General features: G+C 61.4%; 18 protein-coding genes. 14 read left to right on the forward strand and 4 right to left on the reverse strand.

Annotated features, from left to right (window positions below):
• The 6 genes from O9K64_RS18885 to O9K64_RS23685 all read left to right on the forward strand — a co-directional run.
• Window positions 1-1,150: cytochrome-c peroxidase (locus tag O9K64_RS18885; protein ID WP_335342320.1), on the forward strand; the 1,150-nt coding region annotated here is incomplete at its 5' end.
• Window positions 1,150-1,734 carry an arsenate reductase (azurin) small subunit gene (locus tag O9K64_RS18890; RefSeq protein ID WP_275099658.1) on the forward strand — a complete coding sequence of 195 codons (585 nt, stop codon included), beginning with the start codon at window positions 1,150-1,152 and terminating at the stop codon, window positions 1,732-1,734. The genes O9K64_RS18885 and O9K64_RS18890, both read left to right, overlap by 1 nt.
• A gap of 2 nt (window positions 1,735-1,736) precedes the next feature.
• Window positions 1,737-4,430, forward strand: a complete 2,694-nt coding sequence (locus O9K64_RS18895; protein ID WP_275099659.1) for an arsenate reductase (azurin) large subunit — start codon at window positions 1,737-1,739, stop codon at window positions 4,428-4,430.
• A 451-nt stretch (window positions 4,431-4,881) separates the two neighbouring features.
• Window positions 4,882-7,167: an ATP-binding protein gene (locus O9K64_RS18900; RefSeq protein ID WP_275099660.1), complete on the forward strand. Its 2,286-nt coding sequence runs from the start codon at window positions 4,882-4,884 to the stop codon at window positions 7,165-7,167.
• Entirely contained in the window at window positions 7,160-8,527 is a 1,368-nt protein-coding gene (locus O9K64_RS18905) for a sigma-54-dependent transcriptional regulator (RefSeq protein ID WP_275099661.1), read from the forward strand. The genes O9K64_RS18900 and O9K64_RS18905 overlap by 8 nt, the downstream gene beginning before the upstream one ends.
• A gap of 450 nt (window positions 8,528-8,977) precedes the next feature.
• Window positions 8,978-9,727 (forward strand): Crp/Fnr family transcriptional regulator, encoded by a 750-nt coding sequence (locus tag O9K64_RS23685; RefSeq protein WP_275099662.1) that lies wholly within the window; start codon window positions 8,978-8,980, stop codon window positions 9,725-9,727.
• A 540-nt stretch (window positions 9,728-10,267) separates the two neighbouring features.
• Here the strand turns inward: O9K64_RS23685 and O9K64_RS18915 are convergent.
• The gene (locus tag O9K64_RS18915; RefSeq protein ID WP_275099663.1) at window positions 10,268-10,537 is read right to left on the reverse strand and encodes a hypothetical protein; all 270 of its coding nucleotides are present in this window, start codon (window positions 10,535-10,537) and stop codon (window positions 10,268-10,270) included.
• Between the two features lie 382 nt (window positions 10,538-10,919).
• Here O9K64_RS18915 and O9K64_RS18920 point away from each other — a divergent pair, with 382 nt between their 5' ends.
• The 3 genes from O9K64_RS18920 (at window position 10,920) to O9K64_RS18930 (ending at window position 13,623) form a co-directional block, all read left to right on the forward strand.
• Window positions 10,920-11,081, forward strand: coding sequence for a hypothetical protein (locus O9K64_RS18920; RefSeq protein WP_275099720.1), 162 nt, complete (start codon window positions 10,920-10,922; stop codon window positions 11,079-11,081).
• Window positions 11,078-12,112 carry a patatin-like phospholipase family protein gene (locus tag O9K64_RS18925; RefSeq protein WP_275099664.1) on the forward strand — a complete coding sequence of 345 codons (1,035 nt, stop codon included), beginning with the start codon at window positions 11,078-11,080 and terminating at the stop codon, window positions 12,110-12,112. Before O9K64_RS18920 ends, O9K64_RS18925 begins: the two co-directional genes overlap by 4 nt.
• Window positions 12,113-12,441: 329 nt before the next feature.
• Window positions 12,442-13,623, forward strand: a complete 1,182-nt coding sequence (locus O9K64_RS18930) for an ATP-binding protein (RefSeq protein WP_275099665.1) — start codon at window positions 12,442-12,444, stop codon at window positions 13,621-13,623.
• Here O9K64_RS18930 and O9K64_RS18935 read toward each other — a convergent pair.
• From O9K64_RS18935 to O9K64_RS18945, 3 genes are all read right to left on the reverse strand, one after another.
• Entirely contained in the window at window positions 13,586-13,969 is a 384-nt protein-coding gene (locus O9K64_RS18935) for a MerC domain-containing protein (RefSeq protein ID WP_275099666.1), read from the reverse strand. The genes O9K64_RS18930 and O9K64_RS18935 overlap by 38 nt on opposite strands.
• A 7-nt stretch (window positions 13,970-13,976) precedes the next feature.
• A complete protein-coding gene (gene merA, locus O9K64_RS18940; RefSeq protein ID WP_420493183.1) occupies window positions 13,977-15,563 on the reverse strand; it encodes a mercury(II) reductase in 1,587 nt (528 codons plus the stop codon).
• A gap of 272 nt (window positions 15,564-15,835) precedes the next feature.
• On the reverse strand, window positions 15,836-16,117 hold the full coding sequence (locus tag O9K64_RS18945) for a hypothetical protein (RefSeq protein WP_275099667.1): 282 nt from the start codon (window positions 16,115-16,117) through the stop codon (window positions 15,836-15,838).
• A 370-nt stretch (window positions 16,118-16,487) separates the two neighbouring features.
• Between O9K64_RS18945 and O9K64_RS18950 the strand changes: the two genes are divergently transcribed.
• From O9K64_RS18950 to O9K64_RS18970, 5 genes are all read left to right on the forward strand, one after another.
• A complete protein-coding gene (locus tag O9K64_RS18950) occupies window positions 16,488-17,315 on the forward strand; it encodes a transporter (protein ID WP_275099668.1) in 828 nt (275 codons plus the stop codon).
• Between the two features lie 237 nt (window positions 17,316-17,552).
• The gene (locus tag O9K64_RS18955) at window positions 17,553-17,843 is read left to right on the forward strand and encodes a heavy-metal-associated domain-containing protein (protein WP_275099669.1); all 291 of its coding nucleotides are present in this window, start codon (window positions 17,553-17,555) and stop codon (window positions 17,841-17,843) included.
• Window positions 17,840-18,817 carry an NHL repeat-containing protein gene (locus tag O9K64_RS18960; RefSeq protein WP_275099670.1) on the forward strand — a complete coding sequence of 326 codons (978 nt, stop codon included), beginning with the start codon at window positions 17,840-17,842 and terminating at the stop codon, window positions 18,815-18,817. The genes O9K64_RS18955 and O9K64_RS18960 overlap by 4 nt, the downstream gene beginning before the upstream one ends.
• 403 nt (window positions 18,818-19,220) lie before the next feature.
• Window positions 19,221-19,553 (forward strand): thioredoxin family protein, encoded by a 333-nt coding sequence (locus O9K64_RS18965; RefSeq protein WP_275099671.1) that lies wholly within the window; start codon window positions 19,221-19,223, stop codon window positions 19,551-19,553.
• Window positions 19,550-19,972 carry a heavy metal-responsive transcriptional regulator gene (locus O9K64_RS18970; protein ID WP_275099672.1) on the forward strand — a complete coding sequence of 141 codons (423 nt, stop codon included), beginning with the start codon at window positions 19,550-19,552 and terminating at the stop codon, window positions 19,970-19,972. The genes O9K64_RS18965 and O9K64_RS18970 overlap by 4 nt, the downstream gene beginning before the upstream one ends.
• Window positions 19,973-20,005: the final 33 nt, after the last annotated feature.

Below are 20,005 nucleotides of genomic sequence, written 5' to 3' on the forward strand. Positions count from 1 at the left end.
GCTGGTCGGTAATACTGCCCTGGCCGGCAAGCAGGACGCCACAAAAAGTGAACAGGCGGGACCCGCGCCATTGGCACCGCTCGGCCCGCCACCGATTCCGCCGGATAACCTGCAGTCCGACGCCAAGGCCGAACTGGGAAAGATCCTGTTCTTTGATCCCCGGATCGGCGGTGACGCCTCAACCGCCTGTTCCAGTTGCCATGAGCCGGAGCAGGGCTGGGCCTGGTCCGAGGACCTCTCCCGCGGTTATCCCGGCACCGTGCACTGGCGCAATAGCCAGACCATCGTCAACAGCGCTTACTACGGCCGTGGCTTCTGGGCCGGCTCCGTGCCGTCGCTGGAGAAGCAGGCACCGGCCGCCGCCAAGGGCGGTGTCGCGGGCAACGGCGAGGACGACATCATGGAGGCGCGTTTGGCGTTGATTCCCGAGTACCGCAAACGCTTCAAAGAGGTATTCGGTACCCAGTGGCCGCTGATCCAGGACGTCTGGCGCGCCATGGCAGCCTACGAACGCACCCTGGTGCAGCGCGACACCCCGCTGGACAAATACCTGCAGGGTGACCAGGCGGCACTGAGTGAAGAGCAGGTGCGCGGCAAGGTGCTGTTCGAGGGCAAGGCGGGTTGTATCCAGTGCCACAACGGCGCCCTGGCCTCGGATCAGGACTACTACAACATCGGCGTGCCGGCCAACAGGCGTTGGGAGGAGGATGGCCTGGCACAGATCACCTTCCGCTATGAGCAGTACGCCAAGGGCCAGACCGAGGAGGGTTACCGCACCGCCAAGTCGGATTGGGGTTTCTACTACCGCAGCAAGAACAAGTGGGACAAGGGCAAGTTCCGTACCCCGTCGCTACGTTATACCGCCCATACCGCGCCCTACATGCACAACGGCATCCTCTACACGCTGGAGGATGTGGTCGAGTTCTATGACCGGGGCGGCTTCGATGAAGAGGGTCGCACCACCCAGTTCCCGGAGAACAAATCCAAGCTGATCAAGCCCCTGGGCCTGACCGATGAGGAGAAGGCGGATCTGGTGGCGTTCCTGGAGGCCTTCTCGGGTGATCCGATAACCGCCGAAAAACCCACGCTGCCCGAATACGCGCCACTGTTTACGCGTGCCGAGCTCGAAGCCGCACAGGAGGCAAAGTAATGTCTGATTTAATCAAAAAAGACGAGTCAGCCGCTGGGCACGCACAGTGCATGCTCAACCGCCGTCAGTTTCTGATGTACACCGGCACCACGGCGGCCGCGGTCAGTACCATTTCACTCAACCTGTTTCCGGGCGAGGCCCAGGCCAAGGCACGGGTGGTGGGGTATCCCCGTCAGCACATCGGCAAGTTGAGCCAGCTGAAGGAGAATATCCCGCTTGATTTCAACTACCCCGACGAGAACCGGAATTCCCAGTGCTTCGTGGTCAAGATGGATGGGGCCAAGGCCGGTGGCGGTGTCGGTCCGCAGCGCGACGTGGTGGCGTTCAGCTATCTCTGTACCCATCAGGGCGGTTTCATGAACGGCAAGTATCAGGCGGTGGGCGAGCACCGTGTACTGGGCCAGTGCCCGCTGCACCTCTCCACCTACGACCTGACCCGTCACGGCATCATTGTTTCCGGGCAGGCCTATCAGAGCATTCCCCAGGTGTTGCTGGAGCTGGATGGCGATGATATCTACGCCGTTGGTGTCATGGGTCTGCTGTTTGGCCGTAATCAAAACCTGATGGAATCCCAGGAGTCATAATCATGTCAAGCAAGTACTATCTTCCCGAGGACAAGGCGCCGCTGCCTCCGGTGAACGCGGAGGTGCTGACCACCTGCTGCGATTACTGCATCGTGGCCTGCGGCTACAAGGTCTACCGCTGGCCGGTGGGTACCGCCGATGGCGGTCCCCAGGCCCATGAGAACGCCCTGAAGGTGAGCTTCCCATCCGGACCGCTGCAGGCGTGGGTGGCCCCCACCCAGCATAACGTGGTGATGCATGACGGTCGTCCGCACAATGTCGTGATCCTTCCGGACAAGGAGGCCCAGGCGGTCAACCTGACCGGCGACTCCTCCATTCGCGGCGGTTGCATCGCCCAGAAGGTCTACAACCCCAACAAACCGACCCGGGATCGGCTGATGTCGCCGATGATCCGCATCAACGGCACCCTGCAACCGGTCTCCTGGGACATGGCCCTGGATGTGGCCACCGAGGTGATGAAGCACGTGGTGGAGAAGCACGGCGCCAATGCCTACGGCATGAAGACCTATCTCTATCAGTACATCGAGAACACCTACGCGATAAGCAAGTTTGCGCTGCGGCATATGAATACTGCCAACTTTGCCTTCCATGACACACCTTCAGATGTCACCTCGACGCCAGGGTTCCGTGATGCCGGGTTTGAAAACTTTGCACCCTCCTACCAGGACTGGGCCGCTGCCGAGACGCTATTGATCGCCGGTACCGATCCCTACGAAACCAAGACCATCCTGTTTAACCAATTTATCAAGCCGGCGATCGATGCCGGTCAGAAGACGGTCTGGCTCAACGTGCGCGAAACGGCGGGTATCGCCTATGCCAAGAGCCGCGGCAACGCCCTGTTCCTGCAGATCGACCCCGGAACCGATACACCGGTGCTGGGCGCCATCCTGCGGGTCATCCTGGAGAACGGCTGGGAAGACAAGGAGTGGATCGAGAAGTGGGTCAACAACCAGTGGGCGTCCGACTCCGGATTTGGCCAAGGCACCCGCAACACCCCGTGGCAGTGGCGCACCACCTGGGGCCAGTTCCAGACCAAGGGCTTCGAGGACTACAAGCAGTGGAACCTGGCGCAGAAGGAGTATGACCCCAAGGAAGCCGCCAAGATCGCCAATATCGACCCCACCGACATCTACAAGGCGGCGGAGATGCTGGCCAAGCCCAAGGCTGACGGCAGCCGGGTAAAGGCCTCCTTCGCCATTGAGAAGGGCTTCTACTGGTCCAACAATACCGGCAACACCAATGCCGTTGCCACGCTGGCTACAGTCTGCGGGGCGGGTGGCCGGCCGGGCCAGATGGTCGGTCGTCTGGGGGGGCATCAACGTGGTTACCAAAGCGGCGGCGCTTATCCCCGTAATAAATCCCCTCAAAAACACGCGGGACGGCGGCGTCAGTCGATGGATTGCGATCGCTACTTCTACGCCGGGCACACCCGCTTTGCCCATGTCATCGGTACCACCTGGATTCAGGCGATGTGCGGCTCCGCCGGCCTCAATGCCAAGTTCGAGGAGCAGGTGACCAATAATCCGCACCAGGTGCGCTCCTTCGACAAGCAGGAGATCATCGACACCCTGAAGGCGCGCGCCGACTCCGGCGGTACCGTGGTGCTCAATCAGGAGATTTACTTGCGCGATCCGATCGGCTCACGCTTTGCGGACATCGTGCTGCCGGCGGCCACCTGGGGCGAGTCGGACTTCATCCGCGCCAACGGCGAGCGGCGCATCCGACTCTACTCCAAGTTCTACGACGCCCCGGGGGACGCCAAGCCGGACTGGTGGATCATGGCGGAACTGGGCAAGCGCATGGGCTTCGATGGCTTCGACTGGAAGGATGCCAACCAGGTATGCGAGGAGTCCTCGCGCTTCAGCCGTACCGGACCCAAGGCCTACCACATGCTTAAGGTGGCGGCGCATGCCGAGGGCAAGACCCTGCACGAAAAATTGCGTGAATTGGGTACCACCGGTATCCAGGGGCCGACCTTCTACAACTACAAGACGGGCGAACTGCTGGGCAGCAAGCGGCTGCACGACACCACCCTTACCCCCGAACAGATGGAGGCAGAGGGTCGCAGCATGGCCACCAACATGGTGAACAAGAAGGGCACTCACTTCAATTCACAGAGCGGCAAGGTGAACATCCAGAAACACCCCTGGAGCCTGTTCTCCGACTACTGGGAGTGGATGAAGCCGAAGGGTGACGAGCTGTGGCACACCAATGGCCGAATCAACGAAGTGTGGCAGTCCGGATTCGACGACGTCGACCGGCGCGCCTACATCGCCCAGCGCTGGCCGGAGAACTGGACCGAGATTCATCCAGACGACGCCGCCGCGCGCGGTATCGAGTCGGGCGATCAGTTGATGCTGTACTCCGAGCGGGTACCCAACCTGAGGCAGAGCATCAAGGCACAGGATGATACGGATTTCAGTTTTGCCTCGCGGCTGAAGAATGGCTGGATCGAGCTGAACAAGGCCGCGGTGACCGCCGTCGCCATCGTCACGCCCCATGTGAAGAAGGGGACCCTGTACTCTTACTATCTCAACACCAATCAGCCCAGTAATGCGTTGCAGGGTCGCGTGCCTGATCAGATCAGCGGCAACTACAGCTTCAAGATGGGCGTGGCCAGGGTGAAGAAGATCGGCGAGTCGAAGTACAAGAGCGAGTTCCGCTCCATGTCCTTCGCCCCGCGCAATATCGTCTGATTCATCTTTTCGTTGTACTGAAGAGACAGGGGCGGCCTTCGGGTCGCCCCTGATCCTAAAAACCTCGTTTCAACCGCTAACGTAACTACCTACCCGTGAGCAGTTACAAAGTACTTTTGTAGGGTGGATAAGCCGGTAGGCGCATCCACCTCGGCAATGGTGGATGCGCTGTCGCTTATCCACCCTACGAAGCTGGATTCGGTTCCAGCCTTTTGTCTTTTCGTGTTTATTCGTGTATTTCGTGGTTCACTGCGTTTTCTAGGTTAATCGCAGCCAGCGCAGCGCTAACTGGGCAGGGAATCCTGAAGGGGGCAGTGAGTGAAACCGCGTCGCTCTTGGTTGATGAGTACTCAGCTCGGGTTTTAATCGACAGGGAAAGCCTGTTCCGCGTTATCATGTCACCCACCTTATTCAAATACATGAAGTTTTTGCGGTAATCCTTCAGGAAAGCATGGCTTTATTACGTTTTGCGGGCCTCTCCAGGCGAATCTATCTCTCTTTTCTGCTGGCTGCCGCGCTGCCGACAGCCATTTCCGGCGCGATCGGCATTGTCTATTCGTTGAATGCCCTGAAACAGGAGACCCTGACCAGCGTCGAGCAGGAGATTCTTATCCGCACTGCGAACATCGCCCGCTTCTTTGCCCAATTATCGTCGGAGCTGCGCTTTCTCTCCCAATCTGACGCCTTGCACCAGTTGCATGAGGTGGCGGCTCGGGGGACTGGCGAATCCAGCGTGGCGGCGTCGCGAGAGCGGCTGGAGCAGGACTTCTCCCGCTTCGCGGCGTACTATCCTCACATCTACCAGATTCGCTACCTGGGTCCGGATGGGCGGGAGCTGGTGCGGGTGGATCGGCGGGGCGAAACGATCGAGACGGTGCCCGCCGAGCGTCTTCAGGACAAGTCCGATCGCTACTATGTTGTGGAGGCGAAAGGCCTGGCGCCTGGGGATGTCTATGTATCCCCGCTCGATCTCAATATCGAGTTTGGGCGGGTGGAGCGGCCGGAGCGCCCGGTTATCCGTTTCGCCACACCGGTGAAACCGTTGAACGCGGCGGATGCCGGCCTGCTCATCGTCAATCTCAATGCCGATATTCTGCTGGACCAGATCCAGCAGTTGGCGGACGCGCGGGGCGGCATCGCCTACCTGTTCGATCGTGCCGGCCACTTCCTCTCCCGCAGTGCCGGCGGCCAGCCCGATACCTTTGTGATGCAGCCCATCGAGCGCTTGCGCTCCGAGTTCGGCGAGACGGTGCTCGACGAGGTGGTGTCGGGTGGCAGCGGCACCACGCTGGTCGCGGGGCAGATCTTCTCCTTCGCTCCGGTGACGCCCTTGGATAGCCAACACGCCCAAACCAAGACCAAGGGTTGGGTGCTTGCGCTGGCCTTTCCGAGAAATCGGCTGTTTCTCTCCATCTTCAATCTGTCCACGCTCTATATCGTGCTGCTGGCGAGCCTGGCGGCCACCGCCCTTGGCGGTTATCTGGTTTCACGGCGGCTCCTGGGACCCCTTGACGACCTGTCGCGGGAGGCGGAAGCGGTCGCCGCCGGCGATTTCACCCGCCGCGTGCGTATCGAAGGCGATGACGAAATAGCCGGGCTTGGCGAGCGCTTCAACATCATGGCGGAACGGCTTCAGGAGCTGGTTGGAAAGCTCAACGCGCATCGTTCCCGGCTGACCGACGAGGTGCGGGCGCGAACCGACGAGCTGGATCGCGAGCGCGCTTACCTGGCGGCGGTGATCCAGCATACCGGGGATGGCATCCTGGCCGTTGATGAACAGGGGCGCTGCACCCTGGCCAATGATGCGGCAAGGCAGCTGATCGATGGACTCGAACGGCGCCGGCCACTGGTGTCGTGGCTGCCGCAGTGGCCCGGGTTGGCTGCCGCGGCGGCCGCCGCCGGGGCGTATCGCGGGGACATCAGCCTGGCGGGACGGACCCTGGCGCTGTCCATAACCCATACCAGCGACGGCGGTGGCGAGGCCTTCATCGTCGTGGTCCGGGATGTCAGCGAGGAACGGCGTCTGCTCGATGAGCGGCGGGAGTTGGATCGGCAGATGTTCCAGATGGAGAAGATGACCACCCTCGGCGAATTGGCCATGGGCCTTGCCCACGAGATCGGCAACCCGCTGGCCGGGCTGAAGGCAGTTACCCAGTCCCTGCGTTACGAGTCCGACACGCCGAGCCACCTGCTGGAGGCGCTGGGCCGGATGGAGGGCGAAATCGACCGGCTGAGCGGTTTTCTGCACACCTTCAACAGCTTCGCGGCACCGCCCGCCGGCGCTCCCGTTGACTGTGATCTGGCCGGGGTGATGGACGATGTCCTGTTCTGGACCCGCAAAGAGGCACACGGCAAGGGGATCGAACTGCTCACTGAGATAGACGGGGTGGTGCCGTTGCGCGCCGATCCGCGCCAGATGAAGCAACTGCTGCTCAATCTGGTCATCAATGCGATGCATGCCATGCCCGGGGGTGGACGGCTGCGTATCGGCGCCCGCTTGCGGGGGGGCGAGGTGGTAATCGAGGTGGAGGATTCGGGTGCGGGCATTCCCGTCGAGGTGTTGCCGCGGATCTTCGAGCCCTTCTATACCACCCGCGGCGAGGGCACCGGACTGGGGCTGGCCATCGTGCGTAAAATCGCCCAGGACCACCACGCCCGGGTCGAGGCGAAAAGCGAGCCTGGCCAGGGAACCCGGTTTACCTTGTATTGGCCAGCCGCCGGAGGTGCGCATGCCTGACCACATTCTCATTGTTGAAGACGACCAGACGCTGCGTCTGACCCTGGGCCAATTCCTCACCCGCAGAGGCTTCGCGGTGGAACTGGCCGCCGATGCGGCCGCCGCGCTGGCGGCCGTGCGGCGGGGGCGATTCCAGCTGGTCCTGCTCGATCTGCGGCTGCCCGATAGCGACGGCCTGGAGCTGATCGGCCGGCTGCATCAGCTGGACGACGGCTGCCTGGTGGTGATCATGACCGCCTACCCCGAGGTGCGCACCGCCATCGCCGCCCTCAAGGCCGGTGCCTACGACTACATCAACAAACCGTTCGATCTGGATGACCTGTTGGAGCTGATCGGTCGTGCCGTCGATGCCCAGCATATGCGCCACGAGCTGGAGTGGCGCCGCGCCCAGTCCTCGGCGCAGGATGACGCGGAGTGGATCGGCGACAGCGCCGCCTTCCGGGAGATGGTTGACGTGGTGAGTCGCATCGCCGCCGCCGGGCGGGTGCCGGTGCTCATTCACGGCGAATCCGGCACCGGCAAGGAGCGGGTGGCCCACACCGTGCACGCCCGTTCCACACGGGCGGAGGGTCCGTGGATTGCGATCAACTGCGCCGCCCTGCCCGAGACGCTGCTTGAGGCGGAGATGTTCGGCTACGAGAAGGGCGCCTTCACCGACGCCCGGCAGGCCAAGCGCGGACTGTTGGAGCTGGCCGACGGCGGGACTCTGTTCCTGGACGAGATCGGCGATCTCGCCCTCGCCCTGCAGCCGAAGCTGTTGCGGGCACTGGAGACCCAGACCTTTCGGCGCCTTGGCGGTAGCCGCGAACTGCAGGTGGATGTACGCATCGTCGCCGCCACGCATCGCGACCTGCCGGCGATGGTTGCCGCCGGCCAGTTCCGCGAGGACCTCTATTACCGGCTCAACGTCGGTGCCATCGACGTGCCGTCGCTACGCGAGCGCCGCGACGACGTGCTGCCCCTAGCCCGCTATTTTCTGCGGCAAATGGCGCCGACACTGGGTGTGGCCCCACTCACCCTGACTCCGGAAGTGGCCTCGTTTCTGACCGCTTACCCCTGGCCGGGCAACATCCGTGAGCTGCGCAACGTGATGGAACGGGCCGCGATCCTGTCACGGGACGGCGCGATCCGCCCCGAACACCTGCCCAGGGAGATGTCGGGTGCCGGCCAGCCGGGCATGGCCCAAGCCGCCGAGTCCCCCCTGCTCCTGGCGGACGCGGAGCGGTTTCACATTCAACGGGTGCTGGCCGCGTGCGAGGGCAACAAGACCCGCGCCGCGGAGCTGCTGGGTATCACCCGCGCCACCCTGCGCAACAAGCTGGGCGATCAGCGTGGCAACGAAGACTATGAGAGATCGTAACTACTCACGGGGTGATTGGCCTGCCTTGCCGGCCTCACATGATGGCTTGTCTCCTCGAATCCGGCCCCATGTTCAGCGCCTGCCCAAACTCGCTTCGCTCAAACAAGGGCAGGCTTGGATCTGAAAATGGGGCCGGATTCGAGGCGCCATCAAGATCGGCCAACAAGGCAGGCCAATCACTTACAGACCGGGTAAGTAGTTAGTGAGAGAGATCGTCATAATCACCGGTCGATTATTGATCGGTCGCCACCACAAGCCGGGCGATATTTATCCGCTGGATAGCCGGAATAATAATATATTTACCATGAATACAATGTGTTAAAGCATTGGCACGGGTTGTGCTCCGAGGCTGTAGATGCCTGCCTTAATAATTAAGGTGGCGCCACGAAACCTAACAGACTCGCCGGGAGCCCAAGCATGAATCTGGCTTATGCAACACAGATACAACCCGTGGATGATTTCGCATGCCGGGACGATGCCGTGTGCCGGGACAGTTGCTGTCTGGCGGGCATTTGCCAGTTCGGACTCTGGCCCGGGGCACAGGCCGTTTCGGTCGATGTGCGGGCAGGCAGGCCGGTCATTCGAGATGAACCCGCCCTGTATGTGGTCAAGGAGGGATGCCTCAAGGTCAAGCCGGAAACCCCGGATGCGACCTGGGTTGATTTCCGCGTGCCCGGCGAATCCCTCGGATTGCAAGGCGTCTACTACGGCTCGCCGGAACGGGAAATCGCCTGGGCAACCGTGGATACCCGGTTGTGCAAGATTCCCTATACCAATGTGCGCCGAATCGCGGATGCCGCTCCGGGTCGTTTCGCCACCTTGTTCAAGATGTTGGCGCATGACGCCAGCCGCGCGCACGCGCTGATTGCGCGAACGGAAAAGTCGGCGGATGCCCGGCTGGCCGAGTTTCTGCTCGACCTGGCCGTGCGGATGCGGGTGCCCGAAGGGCGGCGGTTAAAACTTAACATGAGACGGCGCGATATCGCTCACCACCTGATGATCGCGCCGGAGACGCTGAGTCGTGCGCTGCTGCGCCTCAGTGACAAACAACTGATCACTGTCGATCGAAAGTGGATCAGGATATGCCGTCCGCTCACCCTGCTCAGGCTGTCCGGTATTGACAGGCAATCGGCCGGAGCGTGCCGGTTACCGGCGAAGCGGAGTTATGACCGCCCGTTGGAGCAGGCGCGACTCGCGTAAGCCGCATGCGCGGATTTGCCGCCAACCTGAGTCCGCTTGAACCATAGGGCGGGCCGTGCCCGCCGCAACACCGGCACGAACATCCATGGCGCCCATGGGGCGCCCTATGACGGGTTTTCGGGGGAGGGAAGCCCGTGCTCGCAGCGACGCAGCAGCACGCTATCCCATGCGGCTACAGCGACCGGGGTAGCCAGTCCGGCATAGGCGAGCGGCACCAGGATCTATGCTTTTTCGTAACTACTCACCCCGTGAGTAGTTACTTCCTCGCTTAAATCCCGAATTCTGCAATCTTTGCGCTCTTGGCGTTCTTCGCGAGAGAAAATGCCTTCTCTCCGTACCTACAAGTCTTGCGGACGATCTCTATCTGGTCTCGGGTGCGAAGGTGTTCCCATCAAATCCACTCCCGCAGGTGGCAGGTTCGCCACGCCGGTTTGTAGGCCTGTAGCGCACCAAAAAACGCCCCCGGCGGCGATGCCGTCGGGGGCGTTTTTTCAGGGATAGCCTTATGCCGCGAAGTGCGGGAGCGGCTCTCAACTGCGATCAGCCACCATGAACGATGTCGGTCGAGATGTCCTGACGTTCGTTGGCGACCCGCTCGAACGGCTGGGCCTTGTCACTCTGGCCGCGGCTGTCGGAACCGTAAACCAGATCGGTGGCCAGCTCCGAGTTCACGGGGCCGTTCTGTACGAAGGGGCTGCTCGGGCTGACGCTGACCGGGGCGCCACCGTACAGGATATCGGTGCTGAGATCGTCAGCGAGGGCACCGGTGGAGGCGAAGGCCAGTACTGCGAGAGTGATCAGTTTGTTCATGTTGTTCTCCTTAAAGGGTTGTTTACTGCGTAATGTTTTGCTCTGTAATCTGGATATTGCAGATGCCGTGCCAGTTTTGCGTCTTATTGAATTTATTTAATAAATACAGTAACTTATTTGTTGATGGCGGGGTTGTGCGAGAGCGGTTTACACGATGGGACTTAATGTTTTGATGTAACGAAACGTTAGATGACGTAATGCCCCGTGGTATTTCGCGGTATGGGCGCAGGTTGGTTTGATCAGGCAGATCCTCCTAAACAATTACGTCTGTGGTGTAATCGGAATGGCGCAACTTATGGCTGGACCGGGACAAGAAGGGCGTTTACTCTTCCTGTACTCGCGAGCACGGATCTATGCGCCCGCCAACACTCAGGAGGTATCCATGTCGCTGAAGGGTAAGACCGCCGTCATCACCGGATCGAACCCGGGCATCGGGCTCGGCATCGCCGGGGAACACGGTGGCGCGGAGTTCTTTCTCTGCGCTGTGGCGGACGACCGGATCACCGACGCCACGATGGTGGACGGCGGCTGGACGACACGGTGAGCGAGCCCAAGCGCATCAACCTGGCGCTCCAGGGCGGCGGCGCGCATGGCGCCTTCACCTGGGGAGTGCTCGACCGGTTGCTGGCGGATGACGGCATTGAGATAGCCGCGATTTCCGCGACCTCGGCGGGGGCGCTCAATGGCGCGGCGCTGAAGGCGGGGTTGCAGCGCGGCGGCCGTGCCGGGGCGAGGGAAAGCCTCGACTGGCTCTGGGAGCAGGTAGGCGCCCTGCCCTCCGACGCGGTGACCGCCTGGCTGGCGGCGCTGAGCCCCGAGCCGAGTACGATCTCGGCGATGATCGACGCCTCGCCGGTGTTCAACTGGGCCGATATGATGAGCCGCATCATCAGCCCCTACGGAATGCCCGGCGACAACCCGCTGCGCCGCATCGTCGAGCGTTTCGAATGGGATCTGGTCTGCGACGCCGGTCCGCCCGTGCTCAACATCTGTGCCACTAATGTGCGCACCGGGCGCATCCGCGTTTTCACGGGTACTGAGATCTGCACCGATACCATGCTTGCGTCGGCCTGCCTGCCCACACTCTTCCGCGCGGTGGAATGGGACGATCCGAGCACCGGCCGGCGCGAGGCGTTCTGGGACGGCGGCTATATCGGCAACCCCGCACTCTTCCCGCTGTTCCGGGCCGATCTGCCGCGTGACATCGTGGTGGTGAACATCAACCCGCTGTTCCGTGAGGAGGTGCCACGCACCGCGCGCGACATCCAGAACCGGATCAACGAGATCAGCTTCAATTCCTCGCTCCTGCGCGAGCTGCGGGCGATCTGGACGGTGCGCAATCTGGTGGATGGCCATACCCTCGACCCCGGCGGCATCCAGCGCGCATTGATCCACATGATCGCTGATGATGTGCTGATGACCCAGCTTTCCGTGGCCACCAAGATGGTGGCCAACCCGGTGATCCTGCACCGGCTGAAGGAGGCGGGCCGCACCGCCGCCGACCGCTTTCTCGCCAGTCACCGAGGCGATCTGGGTGAGTGCGACACGGTCGACACCGACGCGATGTTTGGCTGACCTGCCGCTACGCACAGCGTCGGCGATGTTCGAGAACCATATTGTTCCTGATCCGAGCGGCTTGACTCCGACCCCTTCCCTGCCCCCCCCCCTTTTCCGGTCATCAGTTAAAGTATTTATACATATTGATGATTGTGTCGCACTATTGTATAAATCAAATTTCGGAGTTTTCATGGATGTGTTCAGGGCGGACCACCCCCTTTCCAGGACACGCTGTGAATACATCCCTGTACGCTCGCGTCGGCCTCCCTGCCTCCGACGGTCCCGGAAAGGGGATGGCCCGCCCGGAATCTGGAACTGAACTCCGAAACTAGAGGCATAAGAATCCCATGATCCCACGTCTCCTCTCCAGCACATTGCAACGGCTGGCCGCCTCGTTTCCAATCGTGGCAGTCACCGGGCCACGCCAGTCCGGGAAAACGACATTGAGCCGGGCCATCTTCGCCGACAAGCCATACGTTAACCTTGAGGACCCGACGGAAAGGGCCTTTGCCCAGGAAGACCCCAAGGGCTTTCTGGCCCGTTTTTACCAGGGGGCTATTTTCGACGAAGCCCAGCGCTGGCCAAACCTGTTTTCCCATCTTCAGGGAATGGTCGATGAAAATCGTGTTCCGGGCCGCTTTATCCTGACCGGCTCCCAGCAGTTCGGGTTGCTTTCCGGAGTGACTCAATCACTGGCGGGCCGGGTGGGACTGACCCGGTTGCTGCCGCTGGCCTTGGCCGAGACTCCGGAGCTCCGCGATGGTGCGGCCGACCTTGATACCCTGATGGTGCAAGGCGGCTACCCCATCCTGCACGCCGAACCGGTTAGCCATACCGACTGGTTTTCCAGCTACGTGGCCACCTACATCGAACGTGATGTCCGCCAAGTGCTCAACATTCAAGACCTTTCCACTTTCCAGCGTTTTCTGCGCCTGTGCGCTGGCCGCACCGGCCAGTTGCTCAACCTGAGCACCTTGGCCGGCGAAAGCGGAATTGCCGCCAGCACCGCCCGGGCCTGGATGTCGGTTCTGGAAGCCAGCGATCTCGTGTTCCTGCTCCCTCCCTATCACCGCAATTTCGGCAAGCGCCTGGTTAAATCCCCCAAGCTGTACTTCGTCGATGTCGGTCTGGCTTGTTGGCTGCTGGGTATCCGCGACGCCGATGTTCTGCGCCTGCATCCCCTGCGTGGAGCCCTCTTTGAAACCCTGGTGGTAAGCGAATTCCTCAAGGATCGCCACAACCAAGGACTGCCGCCCGATCTCTATTTCTGGCGCGACAATAACGGGGTTGAGGCAGATCTGCTCTTTGAGCGGCAAGGAAAATTACAAACCGTGGAAATCAAGTCGGGCCAGACGATTACCGGCGACTACATCCAGGCCGGCCGTAAATCAGCCCGCTTTGCCGGCGACGAAGCCCTCACCCCTTGGCTGATTTACGGCGGCGAAGAGGAATATCTACGCAGCGGCGTACAGGTCATAAGCTGGAAAAAGATTACCCCTGGGAGTCTTTTGGATTTAGGACTCGCGTAGGAACTCCCTCGCAGCGACGCAACAGCACGATATCCCACGCGGATGCCGCGACCAGGGCAGCCAGTCCGGCATAGGCGAGCGGCACCAGGAACCACAGCGCCGCGAAGGCGACCAGGCTTGCCACCACGCCCAGCACAAAAGGCCCGTTCCGGCCATGGCGCCGGCGCGAGCTTTGCAACCCCCAAAGCGTGATGCCGAGAAACAGCACGAACAGGGGGATCAGCACCAGGTCATTGATAAGAAATCCCGCGCCGATGGACGAAAGACCGGCAAGAAAGGGCGCGAACCCGAGGCAGCAGGCGCCGCTGATGGCGGAGCCCGTCGGGCCGATGATCTGTTTCAGCATGTCCGCTTTACCCCGCGCAACAGGAGAGTTGTTTGACATCCCGGGTGAAGGTCTGGGCGCACAGCTTCAGTCCCTCGACCATGGTGAGATAGGGGAACAGCTGATCCGCCAGCTCCTGTATCGTCATGCGGTTGCGGATGGCTAGGGCGGCGGTCTGGATGATCTCCCCGCCCTCGGCCGCCAGCACCTGGCAGCCGAGAATCGGTCCGCCATCCCGCGCCGCCACCAGCTTGATGAAACCCCGGGTATCGAAGTTGGCCAGGGCGCGCGGCACGTGCTCCAGCGGCAAGGTGCGTGACTCCGCTTCGATGCCTTGCGCCCGGACCTGGTCTTCGCTCAGGCCCACCGTGGCGACCTGCGGATCGGTGAACACCACCGCCGGCATGGTGGTGAGATCCAGTACCGCATCGCCGCCGGTCATGTTGACGGCGGCGCGGGTGGCGGCGGCCGCGGCGACATAGACGAACTGCGGCTGATCGGTACAGTCGCCGGCGGCGAAGATATGTTCCACCGAGGTGCGCATCCGGTTGTCAATGGCGATTGTGCCATTGCCGCCGATATCGACACCGGCCTTGTCGAGTGCCAGTCGCTCGGTATTGGGTTGACGCCCGGTAGCCACCAGCAAGCGGTCGGCGCGGATCTCGCCGTGCCGGGTCGTCAGGATGAACGCCTTGCCGTCATGGGCTATGGCATCCGGCACACTGTGTCGTAGTACCCGCGCGCCTTCCTCCTCGAATATCCCGGCAAGGGCCTTGCCGATCTCGGGGTCTTCCTTTGAGAGCAAGGTGCTGCGTGCCAGGATGGTCACCTCGCTGCCCAGGCGCAGAAACGCCTGGGCCAGTTCCAGCGCCACCACCGAGCCGCCGATGACCGCCAGCCGCTTGGGGATCTCCTCGGCGACCAGCGCTTCGGTGGAGGTCCAGTAGGGGGTGTCGCGCAGGCCGGGGATGTCGGGGATGGCCGGGCGGGCGCCGCTGGCGATCAGGATGCGATCGGCGGCGAAGCTGTTCTCCGAACCGTCCGGGCGCGTGACCGTCAGGGTGTGCGGATCGGCAAAGCGTGCCCAGCCACGGATCAGGTGGATTCCGGGATAGTTCTCCAGGACGTCCTGGTATTTGGCCTGGCGAAGCTCCTCGACCCGGGCCTGCTGCTGCCTGACCAGGGCGCCGCGATCGATGGACGGCTGGTTCGGTGCAATCCCGTCGAACGCATGGTGCGTCTGCAGGTGGGCGATATGCGCGGCACGGATCATGATCTTGGAGGGTACGCAGCCGACGTTGACGCAAGTGCCGCCGATCACATCCCCGCCTTCGAAGAGGGTCACCTGGGCACCCGCGTCGGCGGCCCGGATCGCCGCGGCGAAGGCGGCGGATCCGCTACCGATGATGGCCACCCGCAACCCGCCGGCAGTGTCACCGACGTTAGTCCGGTCTTGCTCATTTGACAGATTGGCCTGGTAACCTGCAGCCACCACCGTTGCCAGCAACCGATTCGTTGGGGTCGCGCCGGTGGTCTCTACCCGAGCCGTCGCCGCCACGATTGATGAACGGTTGTTGGTTACGATGTATTCCGCCACGAAGCACTCCTCACTCATAGGTTCCAATCCCTGAAATAAGGATAAACGCTGTACCCAGGTACGGAGTCAAGTTGCTGACCGGAATCCAGTTGGGGATCGCAGGCTCACCGCAGCGAGTCGGGGTGGAAAAAGGTCCGTAGGAGCACCTCTGGCGCGAAGGTTTTCGCGGCAAATCCACTTCTGCAGGTGGCAGATTTGCCACTCCGGGGTGTGGAACCGTAGCTCGCAAACAAAAGCCCCCGGCGGCGGTGCCGTCGGGGGTGGCTTTATCATTCATCATTCAGCTGGGATCAGCCGCCGTAGATGATATCGGTCGAGATCTCCTGACGTTCGTTGGCGAACTGCTCGACCGGCTGGGCCTTATGACTGTGGCCGCGGCTGTCGGAGCCGTAAACCAGGTCGGTGGAGAGGTCCGTGTTCACGGGGCCGTTCTGCACGAAGGGGTTGCCCGGGCTGACGCTGACAGAAGCGCCGCCGTACAGGATATCGCTGCTGAGATCGGACGTGACGTTGGCGGCCAGGGCACCGGTCGAGGCGAAGGCGAGTACTGCAAGAGTGATCAGTTTGTTCATGTCGTTCTCCTTAAAGGGTTGTTTACTGCGTAATGTTTTGCTCTGTAACCCAGATACTGCAGATGCCGTGCCAGTTTTGTGAATACTTATTTTTATGTAATAAATACAGTGAGTTATTAGGTTGGTATGGGGTTGGGAGATGGGGGTTGAGGCGGTGGAGCTTAATGTTCTGATGTAACGAAACGTTTGATTGTGTAATGCCCCGTGGTGTTTCGCGGCGTTAGTGCGGGGTTGGTTTGCGCCGCGTATTCCGGATGATTTTCGCCGCGGCGGTGAGTAAAAATGCGGGCTTGACCTGGAGTCGGCTCCAGGGTCTATGCTTTTTTAAGAATTGGGTATTTTTCGCGGCAATCTGAACGTGGGAGTCTGTATGAGTAGGCATTACAAGGGGGCAGGCTGGGCGGTCGCCCTGACGGCGCTATTGATCAACAGTCCTGCCTGGGCGCATGACCCGGTGTTCGGTATCGGTCCCCACGTGCTGTACAAGGGAGGGGTGGAGGTGGCCACGGAGGTCCATCTGGGAGAGGCGGGCGAGGAACGGGAGTTGGAACTGGGGCTGGAGCTGGTGTACGGCATCACCGGGGATTGGGCCGCCGGTATCGAGCTGCCCTACGCCTGGAAGGAGGAGGGCGCGGAGGAATCCGGCGGCCCAGGCGACCTGAGCCTGTTCACCAAGTACCGGTTCTGGCGCCACGACACCCTCGGTGCCCAGGAGGGCGCGGCCGTGCTGCTGAAGATCAAGACCGATACCGGTGACGAGGGCGCCATGCCCGCCCTGGGGACCGATACCACCGATGCCATCCTGGGGCTGACCTATGGTTACGAGAGCCTCAAGTGGTACCGCTGGGCCAGCCTGCGTTACCGGCATAATGGAGAGAACGATGCCGGCCTGCTGCGTGGTGACAAGGTGCTGCTGGATCTGGCCGCTGGCTGGCGGCCCAGGCTCCCCAGCTACTACCTGCCGGATACGGTGTGGCTGCTGGAGCTGAACGGTGAATATGGCAGACGCGCCGAGCTGAATGGCACGGAACTGCCCGACAGCGGCGGCACGGAGTGGTTCCTGTCGCCGGGCATTTTCTGGACCAAACGCAACTTCGCGGTCAAGGCCGGGGTGCAGATTCCGATTGCCAGCGATCTGAACGGCAATCAGGAGCAGACCGACTACCGTGCCAAACTGGTACTCGAATGGCATCTGTAAGGCGAAGGCTTGTCGGCTTACGCCGTGCCCCCGGCTACCAGGTGAACGGCCGGTTTCCGGCCCTTGCGCGGCTGACCCAACTACGCACGGATTTTTCAATAAAAAAACAGATGATGGCCGTAGGTTGGGGTGAGGAACGAACCCCAACATCATGGCATTGAATGGGTGTTTGTTGGGGTTCGCAGGCTCACCCCAACCTACATGGATATATCCTTTAATATCGGAAGAGGTGATGTGATGAAACGCTATTTTCTGCTGCCGATGTTGTTGCTCTGGAGTCTGACGACCTTGGCTGCCGGCACTCAATACGCCATGCGGGTGGACGGGCTGGCCTGTCCCTACTGCGCCTATGGCATCGAAAAGAAGCTGAATCAGATCGAGGGTGTCGAGCGGATCGATATCGACCTGGAAAAGGGCCTGGTCACGGTGGATGTGCGCGAGGGGGTGGAGATCACCGAAGCGCGGATGCTGCAGCTGTTCAAGGACGCGGGCTTTACCTACCGTAGCATGACGCAGCAGCGGCTGTGAAGCAAAATTCAGTGCTGAAGATCATCGCCACAACAACGGCGGGCCTGCTGGTTCTTCTGGCTGTCGCCTGGCTGGCCTGGGTGCCGTCGCCGAAAGAGCTGGCCTACGAGTTGGCCGGTAGCTGGGGCGGACCCGGTTCGGGAGCCGGACAGCTCAACGAACCCACCGGGATTGCGGTGCACAAGGGCGAGGTGTTCGTCAGCGACGCACGCAATGCGCGCATTCAGGTGTTCGACGTTGACGGGCGCTTCAGACGCCAGTTTGGCACCAAGGGCGATAGCCCCGGCCAACTCGGACGGCCGATGAATCTGGCCATTCACCAGGATGAACTCTACGTGGCCGACTACTGGAACGACCGCATCGAGGTGTTCGCCCTGGACGGCACGCCGCGTCGCCGCATCGGTCGCGCCGGCAGTGCTCCCGGTGAGTTCAGCGCCCCGGGCGGGGTGGCGGTGGCGGCCAACGGCGATCTCCACGTGGTGGACTTTTATAACCAACGGGTTCAGCAGCTGAAGCCGGACGGGAAATTCATCTCGCAACGGGGGGAGAGCGGCAGGATCGGCATCTGGGCGGGCGAGTTCAACTACCCGACGGATGTCGCCCTGGCCGGTGACGGTACCCTCTACGTGGCCGACGGCTACAACGACCGCATCCAGGTCTTCGCCGCCGATGGGCGCTTCCTGCGCAAGTGGGGCGGTCCGTTCGCACTCAATGTTCACGGTCCCTTTAATGGTTGGTTCGCCACCGTCACCTCCATCGCCTTGGGACCGGAAGGCAATATCTTCGTGGCCGACTTCTATCACGATCGGGTGCAGAAGTTCCGCCCCGATGGCACCTTCCTCACCGCCTTCGGCACCCCGGCCACCGGTCCGGCCCATACCGCCATCGCCGTGGACGTCGATGCTGACGGAACGGTCTACGTGGCCAATTATGATGCCCATCGTATCGAGAAATGGCGGCCTGGAAAACGCTGAGGGTGATGCTGAAAATTCTGGATTATCGCGCCAACTGATTACCCATCGAACTCAGCCGCACCCGGAAAAAATATTAGCCGAGAGGAGTGGTGCAAGGATGCACCGTTTACGGACCTAAGGATGGAATAAACGCAAATGAACGCGAATATGGTTAACGTCACAATAACGCAGTGAGATTTGACTGGACAGAGGACTGACGGACCTTTCTACCGTCCTTCGTCTTCCATCCCCGTTATTTGCTCTATTCACGTTCATTTGCGGTTTTATAGACAGTATCCGGCAATAGCTGAGCCTTATGGGCAATCAGGTCGATGGATCAGGTTGACCTGAAGCCTGCTCCAGACTAAAGATTATCTTTGAATGAGTTTTCCAGCCTACGGCCGGACAGATCAGGAGGCAACGGATGAGTATCAAGGTCGAGCTGTTCTCCTCTCCCGGCTGCCGCAGTTGCGGCCAGGCCCGGGAGACGTTGCGCAACCTGGTCGGGGAGTTCGGTGAAAGCCGGATCGAATGGCGGACGGTCGATGTGCTTGAAGAGTTGGATCATGCCGTGGCGCTTGGCGTGCTCGCCACCCCCGCCATCGCTATCGATGGACAGCTCCGGTTTACCGGCCTGCCGTCGGTCCGCGGACTGCGTGCCGAGTTCACCCGGCGGCTCGCCGCGAAAGGGGGAACGGAAGCGGTAACGGAGAATGACGCCATTGACGGGAACACACTAAAGGTGGACATAACATGAGTGATCATCATCAGTCCCGATTCCGTATCGGTGAGGTGGCACGCCTCACCGGCCTCAGTGTCGATACGCTACGTTATTACGAGAAGATAAAGCTGTTGCGGCCGGTCGGCCGTTCGCTCTCCGGGGTGCGGCTCTATGACCGCCATGACCTGTCGCGGCTGCGCTTCGTTCAGCGGGCCAAGGCGATGAATTTCTCACTGGAAGAGATCGCCCGGCTGCTGGAGATGCGCGAGGACCCGCAGCACGCCCGCGATGAAGTGCGCGAGTTGACCCACCAGAAGCTGGCGGAAGTTGAAAATCAGATGAAGTCGCTCGAAACCCTGCGCAGGGAACTGACGCTGCTGGTTAATCTCTGCCACGCCACCCGGGACGGATGTCCGATCATCGAAGACCTGGATGTGCATTCCAAATCCGGATGATGGACCGGCTCCATCCAGGCTACAAACTTTGCT

This window comes from Sedimenticola hydrogenitrophicus, assembly GCF_029017505.1.
In the GTDB taxonomy this organism is placed as follows: Bacteria; Pseudomonadota; Gammaproteobacteria; order Chromatiales; family Chromatiaceae; genus Sedimenticola; species Sedimenticola hydrogenitrophicus_A.

What these genes read in the sequence shown, in the direction of transcription:
- O9K64_RS18890 (WP_275099658.1), top strand. Translation starts at nt 1,150, where the DNA reads ATGTCTGATTTAATCAAAAAAGACGAGTCAGCCGCTGGGCACGCACAG.
- O9K64_RS18895 (WP_275099659.1), top strand. Translation starts at nt 1,737, where the DNA reads ATGTCAAGCAAGTACTATCTTCCCGAGGACAAGGCGCCGCTGCCTCCG.
- O9K64_RS18900 (WP_275099660.1), top strand. Translation starts at nt 4,882, where the DNA reads ATGGCTTTATTACGTTTTGCGGGCCTCTCCAGGCGAATCTATCTCTCT.
- O9K64_RS18905 (WP_275099661.1), top strand. Translation starts at nt 7,160, where the DNA reads ATGCCTGACCACATTCTCATTGTTGAAGACGACCAGACGCTGCGTCTG.
- O9K64_RS18915 (WP_275099663.1), bottom strand. Translation starts at nt 10,537, where the DNA reads ATGAACAAACTGATCACTCTCGCAGTACTGGCCTTCGCCTCCACCGGT.
- O9K64_RS18920 (WP_275099720.1), top strand. Translation starts at nt 10,920, where the DNA reads ATGTCGCTGAAGGGTAAGACCGCCGTCATCACCGGATCGAACCCGGGC.
- O9K64_RS18930 (WP_275099665.1), top strand. Translation starts at nt 12,442, where the DNA reads ATGATCCCACGTCTCCTCTCCAGCACATTGCAACGGCTGGCCGCCTCG.
- O9K64_RS18935 (WP_275099666.1), bottom strand. Translation starts at nt 13,969, where the DNA reads ATGCTGAAACAGATCATCGGCCCGACGGGCTCCGCCATCAGCGGCGCC.
- merA (WP_420493183.1), bottom strand. Translation starts at nt 15,563, where the DNA reads ATGAGTGAGGAGTGCTTCGTGGCGGAATACATCGTAACCAACAACCGT.
- O9K64_RS18945 (WP_275099667.1), bottom strand. Translation starts at nt 16,117, where the DNA reads ATGAACAAACTGATCACTCTTGCAGTACTCGCCTTCGCCTCGACCGGT.
- O9K64_RS18950 (WP_275099668.1), top strand. Translation starts at nt 16,488, where the DNA reads ATGAGTAGGCATTACAAGGGGGCAGGCTGGGCGGTCGCCCTGACGGCG.
- O9K64_RS18955 (WP_275099669.1), top strand. Translation starts at nt 17,553, where the DNA reads ATGAAACGCTATTTTCTGCTGCCGATGTTGTTGCTCTGGAGTCTGACG.
- O9K64_RS18965 (WP_275099671.1), top strand. Translation starts at nt 19,221, where the DNA reads ATGAGTATCAAGGTCGAGCTGTTCTCCTCTCCCGGCTGCCGCAGTTGC.
- O9K64_RS18970 (WP_275099672.1), top strand. Translation starts at nt 19,550, where the DNA reads ATGAGTGATCATCATCAGTCCCGATTCCGTATCGGTGAGGTGGCACGC.